The organism is uncultured Marinobacter sp. (assembly GCF_913055835.1).
Classification (GTDB): domain Bacteria; phylum Pseudomonadota; class Gammaproteobacteria; order Pseudomonadales; family Oleiphilaceae; genus Marinobacter.
In genome coordinates this window covers 1-18850 of record NZ_CAJXKQ010000043.1, presented here as the reverse complement: position 1 = coordinate 18850, position 18850 = coordinate 1, and the positions used below count along the sequence as shown (strand labels likewise).

Below are 18850 nucleotides of genomic sequence, written 5' to 3'. Positions count from 1 at the left end.
AAACAGGACAGCAGCACTATGTCACTTAGGGAATGGTTAATTGCCATCGGTACCCTGGTTATTATCGGCATTGTCATTGATGGTGTGCGCCGAATGCGGCGCGCCCGGAAGGAATCCATGGCGATTTCATCCGGTATGGGTGCCGACGAGCTCGAGGATTCGCCACTTGATGACGAGTACAACCCCGAGTTGCCCAATGGCGGCGCACGGACCATTTCCCGCGATACCCTTGAAGAGCGCGGCTATGTAAAGCGTGAAAAATCCAGTCGGTTCGGCTCCCCGAAGCCCAAGCCGACCCGCCCGGTAACGGCGGCTGCTGACTCGGAGAAACCAGAATCGCCAGAGCCGGCACCGGAGCCACAACCACAACCACAACCGGAAATGGAACCCGTGGTCGAGCACTACGAACAGCCTGCCGAATCGGAGCCCGATTACGGACTGTCCAGCCGGGAGCCTGAGGAAACCGAGTTGGAGTCAGGCTGGGGTGCCGTCGAACCCGAGGAGGAAGCCGTTCCGCCGACCGTTACAACCGAAGTGGAAGAAGACACGGCCCGACGCGAACCCTCGAGACCCGCCAAAGATCAGCCTCTGGCCGGCGCGAATCGTCCCGAGGCCCGGGAGGTAATCGTGATCAACGTGTTGGCGAAAAGCGGCGAGGACTTCAAGGGGCCGGCCCTCAAGAAGCTGTTCGAAGCCTGCGGTCTGGAGCATGGAGACATGGATATCTACCATCGCCATGAAGAGTCGGATACCACCAGTCCCGTCCAGTTCAGCGTTGCCAATGCCGTGGAACCCGGCACTTTCAAACCTGAGGATATGCCGGCCCTGACCACGCCGGGAATCAGCTTCTTCATGAGTATGCCGGGGCCCACCAACGCCCTGCAGGCGTTTGACTTCATGCTCGAGACCGCCCAGGCCGTGGTTCGCAACCTCGGTGGCGAGCTGAAGGATGAACGCCGCAGCGTGATGACCCCTCAAACGATCGAACATTGCCGCCAGAGAATCCGGGAATTCGAACGCAAGCAGCGTTCCCAGAGAATCTGAGCCCAGGCGGTAAAAGATGGCCAGATGCCCGGTTAGTTCCGGGCATTTTTTTGAGAAACGAGAGTGCCAGTCCATGAGCAGAGCCACGCCCGATATTGTTCAGCGTGTTGAAGAACTCCGTTCGGCAATTGATGACCACAATTACCGTTACTACGTGCTGGATGACCCCCGTATTCCCGATGCGGAATACGACCGGCTGTTCCGAGAATTGCAAACCCTGGAAACCGACTACCCGGAACTGGCATCTGACAATTCTCCGACGCGGCGTGTCGGTAGTGCCATAGAAACCAGTTTTGAGGAGGTGGTTCACCGGCTCCCGATGCTGTCGCTGGACAACGCCTTCAGCGACGACGAACTCCGGGATTTCGATCGGCGGATCAAGGACCGGCTGGGTATCAGCGAAGATGTGGAATACGTCTGTGAGCCCAAGCTGGACGGGCTGGCGGTCAGCCTGCATTACGAGAAGGGCGCCTTGACCACCGCCGCTACCCGGGGTGATGGCTATTCCGGGGAGGACATCACCGCCAATATCCGGACGATCCCGTCAGTGCCATTGAAGCTCCGTGGCGACGATGTGCCGGATCTGGTGGAAGTCCGTGGTGAAGTCTACATGCCCAAGGAGGGTTTCGAGGAACTCAACCGCAGACTGGCGGAGCGTGGCGAGAAGACCTTCGTCAATCCACGCAATGCGGCGGCCGGTAGTCTCAGGCAGAAAAAGTCCACGGTAACGTCCAGGCGCCCGTTGGAAATGTGCGCCTACAGTGTTGCCGTGACTGACGAAAGCCTGTTGCCCGATACCCAGTGGGACGGCCTGCAGCGCGTTCAGAGTTGGGGGTTCCGGATCAATCCGGAGATGCGCAAGGCAAAAGGCGTGGAGGAATGCCTCGAGGCGTACAGCGAGCTAATGGCCAAGCGGGACACGCTGCCATACGAGATTGATGGCATCGTGTTCAAGGTAAACCGCCTTGATCAGCAGAATGCCCTTGGCTTCGTCTCCAGGGCGCCTCGTTGGGCGATTGCACACAAGTTTCCCGCACAGGAAGAGCTCACCGTTATAGAAGATGTGGAGTTCCAGGTGGGTCGAACGGGAGCCGTTACCCCGGTGGCCCGCCTCAAGCCCGTGTTTGTGGGTGGCGTGACGGTGAGCAACGCCACTCTGCACAACATGGATGAAATCCGGCGCCTGGATGTCCGTATTGGCGATACCGTGTTTATCCGTCGCGCCGGTGACGTGATACCGCAAGTGGTCAAGGTGGTTCCCGAAAAGCGTCCGGCAGACGCCCGGGAAGTGGAATTGCCTGCCCATTGTCCGGTCTGCGATTCGGATGTTATCCAGATTGAAGGGGAAGCGGTTGCCCGTTGCTCCGGCGGGCTCTTCTGTCCCGCACAGCGAAAAGAAGCCATCCGTCACTATGCCTCCCGGAAAGCCCTGGACATTGAAGGGCTGGGTGACAAATGGATCGACATCATGGTCGATCAGGGCATGGTGGAAACCGTCGCTGACCTCTATAACCTGACGACCGACGATCTGGTCAAGCTGGAGCGAATGGGAGAGAAATCTGCCGCCAACCTGGTCGCTGCCATTGATCGGGCGAGAAAACCCGTTCTATGGCGTTTCCTGTACGCCCTCGGCATTCGCGAGGTGGGGGAGGCCACTGCCAAGGCCCTGGCTGCGCATTTCGGGACACTGGAGGCCATTGCCGAGGCCGATGAGGACAGCCTGCAGACAGTTCCCGATGTCGGGCCGATTGTTGCCGGCCATATCCGGAGCTTCTTCGAGCAGACCCATAACCGCGAAACGCTCGACGCCCTGCGCAAAGCCGGCGTGGAGTGGCAGGAAGAGCAGATCCAGAAGGGCGACAAGCCCCTCAAAGGCCAGACCTGGGTACTGACCGGCACACTCGCCCGAATGACCCGGGATGAGGCCAAAGAGAAGCTGGAGGCCCTGGGCGCCAAAGTGGCCGGAAGCGTCTCCAAAAAGACGGCCTGCGTTGTTGCCGGCGAGGCTGCCGGTTCCAAGCTTGCCAAGGCGGAACAGCTGGAGGTTCCTGTGCTGGATGAGGCAGGCCTGGTTGCCTTGCTGGAAGAACATGGCCTGGAGGCGGGCTAACCGAATCTGAGAACTCGCGCAGATCCCCTGCGTATCAAATTGGCTACCATGGCGTTGTTCTGTAACGGTGTGTAAATCGCCCGGTGTTTTTCCTTCATCCGGGCGGTCGCTGCCATAACAACAACGATTGAAACGGATTTTTTCATGGGCGCCGATTTTTACTCCCGCATTCATCCTCTTCGCCAATTTGCCATCCTGCTCCTGATATCCCTTGGGCTCTCTGGCTGCAAGACGGAAAAAGATCCCGATCAGCCCACCATTCTCGGCGTTCCCCCGGTGTTTGCCTATCTCGGCGTGGAGTATTCCTATAACTTCGGGGCTTATGGTGGCGAGGACATCCTCGATTACTCACTCACCAACGCGCCGTCCTGGCTGGCCCTGGAGGACACCAGCAACAAGGCACGCCAGGGCATCATTATGCGCGGTGTTCCCGGCCTCACTGGCGGTAGCAGAGGAGAAGCGGACCTCGGCAAGACCGAAGGCATCAACCTGGTAACCACGGATGGCCGCATGGCAGGCGCTCAGCCGTTTGATATCGATGTGAAGTACAACGTCATGTCTATGGATGCCGAGCCGTTCACGGAGGGGCAAAGCCCTGAAACCCCTTCAAGCAACCGTGAGCAGTGCGCCTTGCCGGACCTGGAGACCGGGGGTGAGCACAGTTTCACGATCAACCTCTACAACGATGACGGGTCGGTATCCGGTACCAGGGAACTGACATTCCCCACCCGTCGGGTTTTCGTCAAGGTGAACCTGGATCAACCCTCGGTAACCCGGGTCGCGGTCGCCTTCGAGCTTCTGTCTGATTACGATGCGTCCAACTGCGACGCCGGATTCTCGCCTCCCCACCAGAATTGCGATTACAGTGCCGCCAACGCGGGTGATGCCATTCTCGGCAAGGACATTGTCGGGTTGGGCGGCAACAGTCCCATGCCGCGGGATGAGAGCGGCGAGAGTGAACTTGACTATATCGAGTATGAGCTTGATGAGCAGGGATTCTATACCCGTGGTGTCATCACGCTTGAACCCGGCATCACCGAATGCTACCTGCCGCTCGAGGTGGTTGAGGACAGTTTTGCCGAGCCTGTTGAATCCCTCAGGTTGGCCCTGACTGAAGTGCGCTCCGGTCTGGCGGGGCTGGGAAGCGGCAACGGTGGCGTAGTCACCAATCTGTCAATTCAGGATAACGAGCCGGTTCTGTCGCTGGAAACCGTCAAAGGTGGGGGCAGGGACACCCTGAACGTTGGTGATGTGCGTGAGTATGTTGCCAGGCTCTCCGGCGACAGAGACCGGGATATTTTCGCCAAGCTCAGCCATACCGAAGACTCCACGGCACGGCTTGATTCCGAGTTCGTTATCGAGCGGCTGGAAGACGGTAACTGGGTTGAGAATGACGAACTGGTTTTCCCTGAGGGCACCGATGAAGTGCCTTTCCGGATCCGGGTACCGGCGGGCAGTTACGCGAACCCGGCGTTCAGTGACCGCTTCATATTGCTGGGCATCAACGAGAACTTTCAGGCCGGTCGCGAGGATTACGCCCGGGCAGAATCCGACAACCTGATCCGGGTCAGTCTAAACGAGCTGACATCGCCCCTTTTGCTAAACGATGGTGATGGTTTCGTTGCCACGGACATTGCCATGGGTCATGACGGCAGGCTGTTTGTTGCAGGCTTCGACAGTCTGGATAACGACAGGGTGCTGGTGCGGATCTTCGACCAACGCGGGGCGCAGCTGCAGCAGGTTGCCGTCTCTTCTGCGAGCGATAGCCTTGTCACGCCGGAGCCGGTCCTCAATGTCGTTCAGCGTAAGGTGACCCAGGGTGGAACCAAGGTTGACCGGTTTGAATTCGTCGTCGCTTACAGCACCGACCAGCCGGTCGAAGGTACAACGGAACTCGGTGGTGAGGATACCGTAACGTCGCTGTACTGGTTCGATTCGGCCACCAACGGTGGCGAGTACGTTCCGACCTGGACCATCCGCACAGGGACGGATGCCGACGATCGGGTGCGTTGGGCCGGAATTAACCGGGACAGCGGCTACGTGTTGCTGGCGGGCGAAACCGGTGGCGTTTTTGATCAGCAGCAGGCATCAGGCGGCATGGACAGCTTCCTTCAGCGCATTGATACCGAGCTGGACGGCAATACCCAGCAGCCTGCCGTGGCCTGGACCCGCCAGGCTGGCTCGGCTGCGGATGACAGTGTTGCGGGTGGCAGTACCGAATCGATTACTCCGGGGTTGTTTGGTTCTGCGGCGGGATCTGTGGAAGGGGCGCCGGTCATAGGTGGCATTGACGCCTTCTTTTACAATGCCTCCAGCGCAACTAGCGAGCTCAGTGTCAACCAGGTGGGCACCGCCGGAGATGAGCCGATTTCCAGTGGGCTGTTCCAGGGCAGCACGCTCTGGCTGATAGGCGCCAGTGATGGACTTTACTCGGTGCTGGAACAGGAAGAGGCGGACCCGGAACTGCAGCGGGAGCCACTTTCCAGTGCCGCAGGGTTTCTTCTGGGCTATTCCTCATCAGGTATCGTGAACCGGGCGTTTTCACTCAATGATGACAACGATCAGTCCACGGAAACCCTGCAGGGGCTGATCGGCTTTGATGGCGACATGGTGGTTGCGGGTAGCACGACCGGTGATTTTACCGGTGAGGGTGTTGTGTCAGGCCTGGAGCAGGGCATTGTTGCCCGGGTGTCGCTGCTTCCGGAGGCGGAGACCGGGGGTGAAGACGCCGGGTTCAGAAACGACTGGCGCTATCAGCTTGCCGTGGATAACTCGGCGATACTTGCTCTTGAGAATTACCGGGATGACGAGATCGTGGCGCTGAGCAGAACGGGTAGTGACTGGTACGTGCTCCTGTTCAGCCCCGAAGGGCAACTACTGACTCCCCTGAACTGACACGTCGGGGACTAGACTGTCCCCTCGTGGCGGCCAGCGCTGGCGTACAGCCTCAGGTAGTCTGTGCTGGTAACGATACCCGCAGCTGCGCCCCCGGCGTCTACCACCAGGGAAGCGTTGAGTTGGTGGGCCAGCATCAGTCTGGCAAGCTGGTGAGCGTCTGTCTCGGGGGAGGCCGTCAGGAATGCAGGGAGCTCAACGTGAACCAGGCTCTGGCTCATGGCATTGGCCTCATGCTCGTGAAGCCAGCCAAGGAGCCAGCGCAGATCGACGAGCCCGGCCACGTTGTTCTCCGCCATGATCACCAGGTGGTGAACCTGATGTTCATCCATCACGGATAGCGCCTCGGCAATGGTCGCAGAGGCCTGTACAGAATAGAGTGCTGGTGAAGAAATCCGGGACACGGGCAGATAGGGGCGGTCTTCACGGCGCTCGCCGGCTGCTGCCGCACCATACTCCTCCAGCGCTTTATACCGACCGGCATTGGCCGCCTGCTGAAACTCGGCATCCGTTGCCTCACTCCTGCCAGGGTTGATCGCCCGGGTTTCTGCCAGCTCTGTGACATCGCCCACGGACCTTGCCCGGAATGTTTCCGGTAGCCGGGTTCCGACCGGGCGGCCGGGTTCGCTGACATAAATGGACATGGGTTCTCTCCGTGACTAAGCCACTCTTTGAGAGGTTATCGGCAGTCTGACCGGAAACTCCAGCGCTAGTTTATTACGAAACCGCCATACCGGCCTGGAACAGGCGTCGCGTTTCCAGCCGCCTGACCAGGTTCGTTGGAAGGCAGACGGGCTGGCCGGTCAGACGGTCGGCCAGGTATTCGGCCAGTAGCGGAGCGTAGCTCAGGCCTTTGCTGCCAAGGCCGGTGAACAGGTAAAGGTCATCAAGGCAAGCGCTTTCGCCATCAAACATCGGGCCTGCAACGGGTTGGTAGTCGTGAGTCGTGCAGCGAAAGGCAACCCGGCCATCCAGGGCTTCGGCTCTGGGCTTGCCAGCGTTTGGAGAGAACAGCGACGGCAGCATCGAATCGAGCTCTTGAATATTCTCTTCATGACTTTCAGTGGTCGGCAACGGATTGCTGTCGTGCAGGTCAAAGGTAGCCCCGGTTACGGCGATATCACCGAGTGTGGGGTTAAGGTACCGGTTGCCACAGATAACAGCCTTCGGCTTGGTGACAGCTGGCGCTGGAAGATGGGAAACCTGGCCACGAATGGCTTTCAGCCGGAAGCGGCCCTTTATCGGAATAAGCTCCGGGCTGAGATGACCCGAACAGATGATGACCTGGTCGGCCGCCAGGGTTGATCCCTGTTCCGTGGAGAGATGCCATTGGCCGTTGCAGGGCAATAGCCGGTTAACCTCAACACCGAACGATGTGGAGATCAGTGGGTGGTCTGCCAGGGTTTTGCATAGGTTTTGTGGTTCGAGCCAGCCACTGCGGGGAAACCAGAGCCCGCCAGATTGCGTGGGCATGCCGGCAAGCTCGCTGGCCTGCTCCCGGGTCACGGGCCAGAAAATGTCCCTTGGGTAATCGTTGCGGTGAAGGAATCTGGCCTGTCGGTCGGCTTCCTGAGGGCTGTGAGCCAGCTGCAGCAGGCCGGTCGGATGCCAGTACTGGCCGCGCCAGTTGCCGTAGAACCGCTGGGCAAAGGTCAGGGATGTGAGGGCGAGTTCGGTCTGGTCGTTGAACTCCACCCCAAGTTTGACATACAGCGCGCCCTGGGCGTTTCCGGAGGCGCCGTTTCCCGGAGCCCGGCTGTCGACCAGTGTGACCGGATACCCCCGCTCCGCCAGATTTCGTGCCAGCGTGCAACCGGCGATACCGGCGCCAATGATAGCGATGGTGCCGGGGCGTTCGGGTTGATCGGGCCCCTCTGTCTCGAGAATGCCCTTCAGCATTTCCCGTTTTCGGCCGTATCCGGTGGTCTTCTCCATTTTGAACCCGGCGTCCATCAGGGCTCGACGAATCCGGCCGACCGAAGTGAAAGTGGCCAGGGTTGTGCCCGGCTTGCTATGGGCCCGGACCTGGCTAATGGTGTCCTCCAGCCACATATCCGGATTGCGGGCTGGCGCAAATCCGTCCAGGAACCAGGCGTCGGCGCGGAAATCCAGGGCGCGCCAGGCCTCATTGATGTCACCGAAAAACAGCGTCAGACGAACTCGTCCCCCGGCCAGAACCAGTCTGTGTACCCCACGCACCAATGGCGGGTAATGCAGAAGCAGTTCGTCAGCCAGCGCCTTCAGCTCCGGCCACAGGGCCAGGGCCCGCGTAAGATCCTCCCGGGTGAGGGGAAAGCGTTCCACGGATACAAAGTGCAGGGTCGCTGTATGGGCTGGCGCATTGCTCTGCCAGGCCTGCCAGGCGGCCAGAAAGTTCAGGCCGGTTCCGAAGCCGTTTTCGGCAATAACGAAACTGCCGCCCTCGCGGATCTGCGAGAAACGCTCCTGCAATTGATTGTGCCGAAGAAAAACGTGTCGGGTTTCCTCCAGGCCGTTGTCACGGCTGAAGTAGACATCGCCAAATCGCTTCGATTCCGGGACCCCGTTGTGCCACGCCAGTTCAGCGGATTCGATTGCGGGGGGCAGGGGTGGCCGGTTCACGGTGTCAGCCTTCGGATTCAACCACGGTGACGGTTTCTATGGTTACCGGTTCAACGGGCACGTCGGCCATGCCCTGCTTCCGCGTGGTTTGTTTGCGGGCGATGGCGTCGACAACGCCCATGCCCTGGGTAACCTTGCCGAAAACGGCATAGCCCGGGCCGCGCACGCCGGCATTGAGGAACCCGTTATCCGAGAGGTTGATAAAGAACTGTGATGTTGCCGAATCCGGCGCACTGGTCCGCGCCATGGCAATGGTTCCACGGAGGTTCGGCAGCGTTTCTGTCGCCTCATTGCGTACGGGCGCACGAGTTGATTTCCGTGACAGGTCCTCGGTAAAACCACCCCCCTGGATCATGAACCCCGGAATGACTCGGTGGAAGATCGTGCCGTCGAAAAAGCCGTCCCGGGCATATTGCAGGAAATTGGCGACCGTGTCCGGGGCGACGTCGGGCCGGAGCTGAAGCTCGATGGCGCCTTCGCTGGTCACCATGCGCACCACTGGCAGAGGTTCATTGGCGGACTGGTCATTGCCCTGGGACAACGCTTTGGATGCCGGCATCAGCAAGGCCAGGGCCATAAGCAGTACGGGAGTCACAGTTTTCAGGGGTTTTACCTTGTTTGTCATTTTCAGCCGCTCTCTGTGTTATTCGCAGGTATTTTTCCTGCAACAATTGGCGAATTCTGTTATCCGGTGCCAGATCTTACCAGATGGTGATGGTAAAACGGGCACTGTATCCACGCACATCGTGTTCTGATTGTCTAACCTTCCGGGTAGCGGAAGTCATGAATTACATTAGCCGGGCCGGGTTGTACGGTTTTCACTGTTCAAAAGGAGACATCGGGTGAGAATCCGTCAGGGATTTGAAGAAAAATCACGCCTCGGGCGCCTGCTTATCAACCGGGGCTATCTGTCCGAAGGGCAGCTGGATGAGGGGCTGAGGCTACAGCGTGAAACCGGGCAGCGCCTGGGCGAGGTGTTCATTCAGGCCGGCTGGATCAGCGAGAAGGAACTCCATCGTGTCCTCAAGCATCAGTCCCGCTATCGTAACGCCGCAGCCCTGGTAACGGCGGTTACGTTGCCTTTCCAGCCCCTGGTAACCTTTGCGGCGAGCAGCTCGGCAGAGGCGTCGCAGTCATCGCTGGAGGCCGGAGAGCTTTACGAGAGAGGTAATCTTGCCCCCATGAGCGAGCTTGAGCTGGCAGCCATATCAGGGCAGGGCGACCCGACGTTGCTGCAGCGTATCGGCATTGTCAGCAACATGGCACAGAATCCGGCGGGAGGCGGGGAGCAGGGCGCCGACGAATCAGCGGATGTGATCGAGGGTCTGAAGCTTACAGCCAATATTTTTGTACCGGTTCTGAATTTTCTGGATTCAGACCTGACCATATCCGGTGTGCACTACCGCGAGGGTGAGCCCAGGTACCGGGTACGGGAGGATGGCGCCTTGATGCTGGCATTCCCGGAGCGGATCGAGGAAATCCGGATGGACAATATCCGGGTTAGCGGTAGCCAGGGTGCCCCAATGGGTAACGTGAGTATCCACGATATCCGTTTCCATCCGGACTCCCAAATGACCATTTATACCCGGTGAACGCCGGCAGGGTTTGCCGGGGCCTTCATCAGGCGCTGGCAAGTACCGTGCTGCTGGATACCGTGGTCTGCTGCCCCTTGGCGCCGTAGAGCTTTTGCTGACCGGTGGCACCACGGAAGATGTCGGTCAGTTTCGACAGGCGTTTTTGCAGATGGCTGATCACCCGACCGTTCGTCTGGTTCAGTGTCTGACAGGCTCTAAGTCTCTGGTCCGCTTCCTGCCAGAGCTCGAAGAGCTCGGAAAAGCCGGCGCTGCGGATAAATCTGGAAGGTTCACCGCTTTCGGGGCGATAGCCCATCTGGACCAGTGTGCGGATTTTCTGTTTGGCACGCTCACGAACGGCACCCAGCAGCTCGTTTTTCTCTTTGGTCAGAGCTTCCAGCTGGCGGAGGTCGGAACTTGCAAGACAGGTCTTTTCTCTACCGAGAACATCAGCCAGTGTTTCCAGTTGGCTGATGTCCTGGGAAAGAAGGGTTTTCAGATCATCAATTGCGGCCATGGTTCACTCACCCGAAAATGCTTTCATCCATCTCAAGCATTTTCTGGGCCAGTTTCTCGGCGTCAATCTTGTAGGTGCCATTCTCCAGGGCGGAGCGGATCTGCTCAATGCGGTCGTCATCCATTTCCGGATAATCGCCCAGCTTCTGTTCAAGCTGTTTGAGATTCTTGGCCTGACTGCTCAGGCTGACATTCTCACCCCGGGCGCCCTGAGCCTGGGTTTTCGCCTGCTCGCTGGTCGCCGGCTGGGTGTTCTGGGTGCCGGAGTTCTTGTCGGCAGTGGTTCTCTGGGTGTTGACCTGGCCGGGGCCAATTCCATTTAAGTCAACTGACATATCTGTACCTGCTTGCCTGTCGCGCCACATGAGTGCGGCGCTTACTCGAGTTTATGTCTTCTTAACGGCGGCGCCGCGAAAACCTTTAGTACTTTTTAACAGTTTTTTTCAATGGTTTTTTCGTCTGTTTTTGCTGCCGGGTTTGCGGCAGACGTTTGCCGCAGCGGCAAGCCTCTGCCGAAGCCGTACTACATGGGGATCTCAACCTGGCCTGGCGCAACAACGCTGGCCTTTATTCTGCGGGATGATCGCAGATTCTCTACCAGAACCTGTTCACCAACACTCGCGCTCGCCAGGGCTTTACCTCGGGAACGTACTGAAAATCCGCCTGTTTTGGCGGTAATGATAACATGGTCGCCCCGTTCTACCGCATTCGGGGCGGAGAGCATGTCCGGCGTAACCAGCGAACCCGCGTTGACGGCCCGCCGCACTTCCATGCCAATCGCCTGTTGCGCATCGGTAATGGCGCCGCGCCGGGACGCATTGATTTCAACGGACTGCCTGGTGAGCAGTCCTTCCGTTATCCGTTCTCCCCGCGTGAGCGGACGGGCCGCCACCAGTGCTGGCCCATGGATGGAAACGGAAGCCGTCACAAACATCCGCCAGGGTCGGGACCCTTCACAGGTTACCAGCATAGAAGGGCTGGTGCTTTTCCAGGGATCGCCGCTGAATTCGACACTCAGGGGTTGCTCGCACTCGGCCAGGGCCAGGCGGCTGTCGATCGCGCCAGGTTCAAAAGTTACCGTGTAGCCTTCGTTCGCCTGCTCAGACGCGAATCCGCCGAGAAACTCCAGGGTCGCTTTGCGAATCTGTTCAGCGGTTGTCTCCGCCAGTAGCGGGGAGCTCAGGCCAGACATTAGCAGTATTAGAGCGAATTTGGTGATGCGCATACGTATCAGTTTGTCCTATGCTGTCAACAACAGGGCAGAAAAGCCCGAATCAGCCTAAGGATTCGGGGAGATTGGCCGTTACATGGGCTAATCCGCCGCTGATATGACGGGTTTCCGTCAATCACGCTTTTATTTCATGATGAGCAAGATACATGCCGTTGTAATTCCGGCAGGCCAGGAGAAACGAAATGGCAGGGGTATTGGACAGTGTTAACCAGCGAACCCAGTTGGTCGGTCAGAATCGCCTGGAGCTCCTTCTTTTCCGTCTGAGAGGGCGGCAGATCTATGGGATCAACGTTTTCAAGGTTAAAGAAGTCCTGCAGTGTCCCAGGCTGTCGTCCATCCCTAATAGTCGGCAAACGGTAAGAGGGGTCGCTCATATCCGGGGTGAAACCATCCCGATTATCGACCTCAGTATGGCCATTGGTTTGCCCGGCATCCCGCAGGAAGACCTGGCCACCAGCTTTGTTATCATTACCGAGTACAACCGGAAAACACAGGGTTTCCTGGTCACCGGCGTTGACCGGATCATGAATATGAACTGGGAGGACATACTGCCTCCCCCGAAGGGCGCCGGGCGGGATGTGTATCTTACCGCCGTGACCAAGATTGATGATAAGCTGGTCGAAATCATAGATGTAGAGAAGATTCTTGCAGAAGTTTCTCCACTCGGGGAGGATGTCACTGAGGCGGTTCTGAGCAAGAGCGCAGAGCGGGTACCGGGGCATCTACCGGTTCTGGTAGTCGATGACTCTTCCGTTGCCCGCAGGCAAATAGAGCGTTGTCTCACGGCCATTGGCATGGAAGTCGTCACCAAGAACGACGGCAAGCAGGCGTTCGAATACCTGAAGGAAGTGACTTCCGACGGGTCGAAGGCGCGGGATCACTTCTCATTGATCATCTCCGATGTCGAGATGCCGGAGATGGATGGTTATACCCTGGTCACCAAGGTGAAAGGTGACCCGGCCCTGGCAGATATGTTTGTCATGCTTCACACCTCACTCAGTGGTGTGTTCAATCAGGCGATGGTGAAGAAGGTCGGGGCCGACGACTTTATGGCAAAGTTCAGTCCGGACGAGCTGGCAGAGCGGGTAATGGAAATCATCGACCAGGGTTGATGGAGCCGCTCAAAGATTCACTCAGAACAGAGACCCAATGAAAGCGGAAATAACGCCACAGGAATATGAAGCCTTCAAATCGTTCCTGCAGGATGCCTGTGGGATTTTACTGGGCGAGAACAAACAGTACCTGGTAAAAAGCAGGTTGCGCAGGATTCTGGAAGAGAACAGCCTGAACACCCTGGGAGAGCTCCTTGAGCGCCTCAAACGGCCCGGCCGGGGTGGTCTCAAGGAAGTTGTCATCGATGCGATGACCACCAATGAAACCCTGTGGTTCCGTGACAATCATCCTTTCCGAATTCTCCAGGAAAAGCTGCTTCCCGAGTTCGCTGAACGTAACTCCGGCCAGCCTCTTCGAATCTGGTCGGCGGCCTGTTCGACAGGCCAGGAACCTTACTCCATTGCCATGATCGTGGAGGAATTTCGGCGCGCCAGGCCCGGTAAACTCCGCGATGTGAAAATCACCGCCACGGATATTTCCAAAAGCGTACTGGAAGTCGCCCGCAAGGGCGAATACGAGATGATCGCCATTGGCCGGGGCCTGTCACCAGAGCGCCAGAAGCAGTTCTTTACCCCATCCCTTAACGGGGGCTGGCAGATCAAGCCGCAGATCAAGAGCATGGTGGAGTTCAAGGAATTGAACCTGCTGGAGCGTTACATGCTCGGCAAGTTCGATATCGTGATGTGCCGGAATGTTCTGATCTATTTTTCCGCGGACCTGAAGAAGGATATTCTTACCAGGATGCACGCCACCCTGAATCCGGGAGGCTACCTGGTTCTTGGTGCCTCCGAATCGCTGAACGGTTTGCCCCACCTTTACGAGATGGTGCAGTGCCATCCCGGAATTATCTACAGGAAAAAGTAGCCCATGCCCCTCAACGTCTGGGTCCTGGTTGCCGCCCAGGCGCTTGCCATGTGCACAGCGCCTTTTATTGTTTTTATAGGCAGTATCCAGGGCCGAATGCTGGCTCCGGCGCCCGAGTATGCAACGCTGCCCGTCGGTCTCGTGGTGGTTGGTACCGTACTGGCCATCAAGCCGGCAACCTGGTTGATGGAACGCGTTGGGCGCAAGCGTGTGATGCTGCTCGGCGCGCTCATGGGAATCCTTGCAGGTCTCCTTGGTTCGCTGGCTTCCTGGTCCGGTCTGTTTTCATTGCTATGTCTGGCTGCTGTCGTCGGTGGTACGGGCCTTGCGGTTGTTCACCAATACCGGTTTGCCGCCATGGAATCCGTCGCTCCGAATATGGCCGGCTCTGCGGCCGCCCGCGTGCTTCTGGGTGGTCTGGTGGCGGCCTGGCTCGGGCCAGAAGTGGCGGGCCTGGGCAGCGGTGCTGCGGAGCAGTATCCGTTTCTGGTCAGTTGGCTTGGCCTGGCGGTAGTGCAGGGGGCCGCCCTGCTGATCCTTGGAGCCGGCTACCGGGCAGGCGCCGAGCGGGTTCAGGAATCAAAGCCCGGCGGCGGTCGTCCCCTGCGGGAGATCCTGGCCAATCCACTGGTCTGGGCTGCCATCAGTGCGGCCGCCATTGGCTATGCGGTCATGAGTTTTATCATGACAGCAACGCCATTGAGCATGACGGAAATGGCAGGCCACGACCTGGACGACGCCAAGCGCGTGATTCAACTCCACATCATGGCCATGTATCTGCCGTCGCTGATCAGCGGCTGGCTGACCCGCGTTGTGGGCATACCGCTGATGATGGCAGCGGGTTTGCTGGCGTATCTGGGCTGTATTGCGCTGGCCGCCAGTGGCGTGAGTTTCCATCACTATCTTTCAGCACTGCTGTTGCTGGGTGTTGGCTGGAATTTCCTTTTTGTTGGCGGCACAACGCTGTTGCCCCGGGGTTATCGGGATGCAGAGCGTTTCCGTGTCCAGGGCCTGAACGACATCATGGTGTTTGGCTCCCAGGCCACCGCAGCGCTCTCCGCTGGAGCCATTCTGAGCTGGCTCGGGTGGGGCGGGCTGGTCATGGTCGCAGTGCCCTTCCTGATTGTTCATGGGATATTGATGATGCTGTGGCTGTTGCGGGAACGAACGCCTGAAGCTGCAGTTAACGGGAGAGAATGATGCTTATCGATTTCGAGGGTATGGACCCAAAGGACGCCTATCACATCCTGACTCAAACGGTCATCCCTCGGCCCGTGGCCTGGGTGTTAAGTGAAAACCCGGACGGCGACTTCAATCTGGCGCCGTTCTCGTTTTTCACGCCCATTACCAGCAATCCTCCCTTGCTGATGATTTCTGTCGGTAAGAAACCGGCGGAAGGAGTCTCCAAGGATACCCGGGTGAACATTGAGGCGAGGAAGCATTTTGTCGTGCATATCGCACACCGGGACCTGGCAGCGGCAGTCACCGAATCCTCAAGAACTCTGCCTCATGGTGAATCCGAGCTGAAGAATCTGGATCTGGAACTGGTGGAATTCGAGGGAGCAGGGTTGCCGCGTCTCAAGGACTGCCATGTAGCCTTTGCCTGTGAGCTTTATGACATCAAGGAAATTGGCGCTGCACCCCAGTCGCTGGTTTTCGGGAAAGTCACCCGGGTCTGGGTATCGGGTGCGGCAGCCAAGTACGATGACAAGAACCGTCTGACCTTTGATGGCGCCGCTATTGATCCGATCGGCCGTCTTGGTGGAAGCGAATACGTCACCTTCGGTGAGATCCTCAAGATCCCACGACCATCCTGAACCTGGCAGGGAAGAGCAATGGAACAGCTTAATCTTCGCCATCTTTATTATTTCTGGGTGATTAGCCGGGAAGGTTCGATCGCTCGCGCCAGCGAGGTCCTGGAGCTGGCCCCCCAGACGCTCAGTGGCCAGTTGGCCACATTCGAAGCCTCAGTGGGTGGTCGCCTGTTCTCCCGGGAGAGGCGCAAGCTGATCCTGACGGACCTTGGGCGGCTGATTCTGGGGTACGCTGACGATATTTTCGCCCTGACTGGTGAACTTGCGGAGACCCTGCGGCTTGATCCCTCCGAGCGCCCCCTGACGTTGCGCGCCGGTGTTTCGGCTTCGATTCACAAACTGATTGCCTACTACCTGCTGCAACCAGCCATGGCGGGCGAGCGATCCGTTCAGCTCGAGTGCCAGACCGGCCGCACCGAAGATCTGGTGTTGAGCCTGAAACGCAAGGAGCTGGACCTTGTGCTGACGGACCGCATGCCGAAACTGCAGGAAGACGGCAACCTCACGGTTCACCCTCTTTCGGGGTCCACCATGAGCCTGTATGCCGCGCCGGGGCTGGCGAAAAAACTGAAAAAGGGGTTTCCGGAATCGCTCAATGGTCAGCCGTTGCTGGCGAACGCTACTGATGCGCCATATTTCGAACGACTGATGAACTGGTTCTCCCTGAACGGAGTTCGCATGAAGCTCGTAGCCCGGGTGGATGATAGTGCCCTGATAAAAGTGTTTGGCAGCCAGGGATATGGTGTTTTTGCAGCGCCGACCTCTATCCGCGAAGAGGTTTGCCGCCAGTATGAGGTTGAGCAGATTGCCTCAATCGATGAGGTCATGGATGAGTTGTTCGCTATCACGCGGGGCCGAAAAACCGCCCATGAAGGCGTTCGTGCCATTGTTGAGGCTCACGCGGAAAACAAGCAATCCTGATTGCATCGAATATTTCGATGATGAAACCTCACAAAAGCTTATTTTATCGAAGTCTGTTCCTGTCCATCATGGAGTTGTGAAAGGCAGCAACCCAGAGAGGAGCAGCAGCTATGAAAACCATCCACAAATTCCGTCTGGAACCGGGCAAAGAGCCGACCACGCTCACGCTCAAAGAGGGTTACAGGGTGGTGCGCAGCGAATACATCGTGCCCCACAAGGCCGTTTACCTTTGGGTAGAGCAGCCCCTGGGCGTCACAATCCCAACCCTGGAGCGCCAGTTCCGGGTCGCATACTCCGGTGAGCCCGTGCCTGACAGCTTCGAGTACCTCGACACGGCACTGGACCCATTTGGCCCCGAAGCGTATCACGTGTTTGCGGTTCCCGTGGGCGAAGAGACACTCTTCAGCCCGCTATCAGAGGGGGCAAGCAACGACTCTTACAGCAGGCAAAACTGGCAACATACCGCGATTTCCTAGCCTCTTTTGGGCCCTACGGGGCCCTTCTTATTGCGCCCCGAGCGGCAGATGACCGGTTTTCACCCAGATGACGGTTTCTTCCTCCACGAATGGGTGATGCTGGCTCAAATGAGGGCTGCGAATCCAGGTGCCGGCTGGGTAGCGGCCATGCTCGTCACAGAACTCTCCGGAGAGCACAAAAATCTCTTCACCACCAAAGTGCCTGTGAGGCTGAAAAACCTCGTTGGCCGGCCACTTCACCAGAGCCACATGTTCGTGCTCAAACTCGTGTAAGGGCATAACCTCCAGGCCCCCGATGCCCGGAAGCCAGGGTGTATTTCGGGTATCAATGCGCACCGTTGATCGATCACGCTTATCAAACTGATGGAGTTTCACCAGCAGAGTGCAGCCCTCTTTGCTGAATGGCGCGTGGCCGCTGCCGGGCGGATTACGCAAATAGGTGCCGGCCGGATAGTCGCCGGTTTCGTCGGAAAATACGCCGTCCAGAACCAGGATTTCCTCGCCCAGCGGGTGCTCGTGTCGGTTGAAGGACGCACCGGGCTCGTAGCGGACAACGCTGGTGGCATGGCCGCGCTCGGCTTCTTCACGGGCCAGGGGCTTTCGCAGAACCCCGCCGGCAGGGCTGGGAACCCACTCCTGTTCGGCGGTGCGAATCACGACCTTCTTGGAAAAATCCATATTGAGCATTGTGTACCTCGGAACCACCTGTGACTGAAGCGTTTTTCTACGTATGCGCCAGCTCGGTGGATGCCTCTATTTGATCAGTGCCTGAATGTTCCGGAACTGCGGGTGCTTGCAATGCCGCATCCACTCGAAGGCCACCATTTCAAGCGTTACGATGCGGGCACCGCTCTCGCTCAGGCGATCCAGCGCTACATCGCGATCAAACTCGTTGCGGGAGCCGGTAGCATCCGCTACCACCCAGACCTTGTAGCCGGCATCGATCAGGCTCAGGGCGGTTTGCATCATACAGACATGAGTCTCACAACCGCCTATTACAACGTGCTGTCGACCCTCGGGTAACTGGTCGACAAGCCCGTCCGGGCAGGCATCAAAATGATGCTTGGCCAGGGTCTGGCTACAGAGCTCACGGACGGCTTCAACGTTATGCCCCAGCTTGTCGGGCAACTGTTCGGTAGCCAGCACCGGCACCTCCATGAGCCCGGCAATGGTGGCCAGAACGATGCACCGGTCAACCACCTCATCACCGTGGCTTATAGCGGGCATCAGCTTCTCCTGTACATCGATGAGCAGCAGTGTCGATTGCTCGGCTTTCATCAGCATTGCTATTCTCTCCGTATATCTGTGGGATTTCGCCACCAGAGGTACTCATCCATGGCCCGCTGGTTTGTCATTGCCGGCATCATACTGATTGTCGTTGGAGCAATCCTCCATTTTGCGCCTGGCGTCCTGAACTGGTTTGGGAAACTGCCCGGTGACATCAATATACAGTCCGAGGGCAGCAGGGTGTTCATTCCCATCACATCGATGATTATCCTGAGCATTGTATTAACGATAGTCCTGAATCTGTTCAACCGGTAAACAGAAAACCGCCTGAGCAGTAATTTTTTTGACGATTTTCCCCCAGAGAGTTGCCAACCGCCCGTAAAACCATTAAAGTTTGCGCCCTCAAATGAGCGACGACATCGCTGATTTGAAACAGTTTATTGGAGAGGTGGCCGAGTGGCTGA

At 58.1% G+C, this 18850-nt stretch carries 19 protein-coding genes; 11 read left to right on the top strand and 8 right to left on the bottom strand.

Features of this window, described 5'->3' with window-relative positions; all coding sequences use genetic code 11:
- Window positions 1-18: 18 nt before the first annotated feature.
- The 3 genes from zipA to QZ534_RS17395 all read left to right on the top strand — a co-directional run bounded on the left by zipA (window position 19) and on the right by QZ534_RS17395 (window position 6049).
- Window positions 19-1044 (top strand): cell division protein ZipA, encoded by a 1026-nt coding sequence (zipA, locus tag QZ534_RS17405; RefSeq protein WP_296936298.1) that lies wholly within the window; start codon window positions 19-21, stop codon window positions 1042-1044.
- 73 nt (window positions 1045-1117) lie between these two features.
- Window positions 1118-3154 (top strand): NAD-dependent DNA ligase LigA, encoded by a 2037-nt coding sequence (gene ligA / locus QZ534_RS17400; RefSeq protein ID WP_296936296.1) that lies wholly within the window; start codon window positions 1118-1120, stop codon window positions 3152-3154.
- Window positions 3155-3298: 144 nt separating this feature from the next.
- Complete coding sequence (locus QZ534_RS17395; protein WP_296936294.1) at window positions 3299-6049, top strand: hypothetical protein; 2751 nt, start codon at window positions 3299-3301, stop codon at window positions 6047-6049.
- A gap of 11 nt (window positions 6050-6060) precedes the next feature.
- Here the strand turns inward: QZ534_RS17395 and QZ534_RS17390 are convergent, their stop codons facing one another.
- The 3 genes from QZ534_RS17390 to QZ534_RS17380 form a co-directional block, all read right to left on the bottom strand.
- The gene (locus QZ534_RS17390) at window positions 6061-6693 is read right to left on the bottom strand and encodes a CBS domain-containing protein (protein WP_296936293.1); all 633 of its coding nucleotides are present in this window, start codon (window positions 6691-6693) and stop codon (window positions 6061-6063) included.
- A gap of 73 nt (window positions 6694-6766) precedes the next feature.
- Entirely contained in the window at window positions 6767-8650 is a 1884-nt protein-coding gene (gene mnmC, locus QZ534_RS17385; protein ID WP_296936291.1) for a bifunctional tRNA (5-methylaminomethyl-2-thiouridine)(34)-methyltransferase MnmD/FAD-dependent 5-carboxymethylaminomethyl-2-thiouridine(34) oxidoreductase MnmC, read from the bottom strand.
- A 4-nt stretch (window positions 8651-8654) separates the two neighbouring features.
- A complete protein-coding gene (locus QZ534_RS17380; protein ID WP_296936316.1) occupies window positions 8655-9209 on the bottom strand; it encodes a peptidylprolyl isomerase in 555 nt (184 codons plus the stop codon).
- A 283-nt stretch (window positions 9210-9492) separates the two neighbouring features.
- Here QZ534_RS17380 and QZ534_RS17375 point away from each other — a divergent pair, with 283 nt between their 5' ends.
- Window positions 9493-10242, top strand: a complete 750-nt coding sequence (locus tag QZ534_RS17375) for a pilus assembly protein PilB (RefSeq protein WP_296936290.1) — start codon at window positions 9493-9495, stop codon at window positions 10240-10242.
- 28 nt (window positions 10243-10270) lie between these two features.
- On the opposite strand, the gene QZ534_RS17370 is transcribed toward QZ534_RS17375, so the two are convergent.
- The 3 genes from QZ534_RS17370 to flgA form a co-directional block, all read right to left on the bottom strand.
- A complete protein-coding gene (locus tag QZ534_RS17370; protein WP_296936289.1) occupies window positions 10271-10741 on the bottom strand; it encodes a flagella synthesis protein FlgN in 471 nt (156 codons plus the stop codon).
- A 7-nt stretch (window positions 10742-10748) separates the two neighbouring features.
- Complete coding sequence (gene flgM / locus QZ534_RS17365) at window positions 10749-11075, bottom strand: flagellar biosynthesis anti-sigma factor FlgM (RefSeq protein ID WP_296936288.1); 327 nt, start codon at window positions 11073-11075, stop codon at window positions 10749-10751.
- Window positions 11076-11263: 188 nt separating this feature from the next.
- Window positions 11264-11965, bottom strand: a complete 702-nt coding sequence (flgA, locus tag QZ534_RS17360; protein ID WP_296936286.1) for a flagellar basal body P-ring formation chaperone FlgA — start codon at window positions 11963-11965, stop codon at window positions 11264-11266.
- A gap of 188 nt (window positions 11966-12153) precedes the next feature.
- Between flgA and QZ534_RS17355 the strand changes: the two genes are divergently transcribed.
- The 6 genes from QZ534_RS17355 (at window position 12154) to QZ534_RS17330 (ending at window position 17159) form a co-directional block, all read left to right on the top strand.
- Window positions 12154-13083: a chemotaxis protein CheV gene (locus QZ534_RS17355; RefSeq protein WP_296936284.1), complete on the top strand. Its 930-nt coding sequence runs from the start codon at window positions 12154-12156 to the stop codon at window positions 13081-13083.
- 37 nt (window positions 13084-13120) lie between these two features.
- Window positions 13121-13948, top strand: coding sequence for a protein-glutamate O-methyltransferase CheR (locus tag QZ534_RS17350; protein ID WP_104320580.1), 828 nt, complete (start codon window positions 13121-13123; stop codon window positions 13946-13948).
- A 3-nt stretch (window positions 13949-13951) separates the two neighbouring features.
- Window positions 13952-15148 carry an MFS transporter gene (locus QZ534_RS17345; protein WP_296936281.1) on the top strand — a complete coding sequence of 399 codons (1197 nt, stop codon included), beginning with the start codon at window positions 13952-13954 and terminating at the stop codon, window positions 15146-15148.
- Window positions 15148-15765, top strand: a complete 618-nt coding sequence (locus QZ534_RS17340) for a flavin reductase family protein (protein WP_296936279.1) — start codon at window positions 15148-15150, stop codon at window positions 15763-15765. The genes QZ534_RS17345 and QZ534_RS17340 overlap by 1 nt, the downstream gene beginning before the upstream one ends.
- Before the next feature lie 18 nt (window positions 15766-15783).
- Window positions 15784-16683: a LysR family transcriptional regulator gene (locus tag QZ534_RS17335; protein ID WP_296936277.1), complete on the top strand. Its 900-nt coding sequence runs from the start codon at window positions 15784-15786 to the stop codon at window positions 16681-16683.
- A gap of 110 nt (window positions 16684-16793) precedes the next feature.
- On the top strand, window positions 16794-17159 hold the full coding sequence (locus tag QZ534_RS17330; RefSeq protein ID WP_296936275.1) for a hypothetical protein: 366 nt from the start codon (window positions 16794-16796) through the stop codon (window positions 17157-17159).
- Window positions 17160-17186: 27 nt separating this feature from the next.
- Here the strand turns inward: QZ534_RS17330 and QZ534_RS17325 are convergent, their stop codons facing one another.
- Window positions 17187-17846, bottom strand: a complete 660-nt coding sequence (locus tag QZ534_RS17325) for a cupin domain-containing protein (protein WP_296936274.1) — start codon at window positions 17844-17846, stop codon at window positions 17187-17189.
- A 66-nt stretch (window positions 17847-17912) separates the two neighbouring features.
- A complete protein-coding gene (locus QZ534_RS17320) occupies window positions 17913-18443 on the bottom strand; it encodes an isochorismatase family protein (protein ID WP_296936271.1) in 531 nt (176 codons plus the stop codon).
- Between the two features lie 51 nt (window positions 18444-18494).
- Here QZ534_RS17320 and QZ534_RS17315 point away from each other — a divergent pair, with 51 nt between their 5' ends.
- On the top strand, window positions 18495-18701 hold the full coding sequence (locus QZ534_RS17315; protein ID WP_296936269.1) for a DUF2905 domain-containing protein: 207 nt from the start codon (window positions 18495-18497) through the stop codon (window positions 18699-18701).
- Window positions 18702-18850 lie beyond the last annotated feature (149 nt).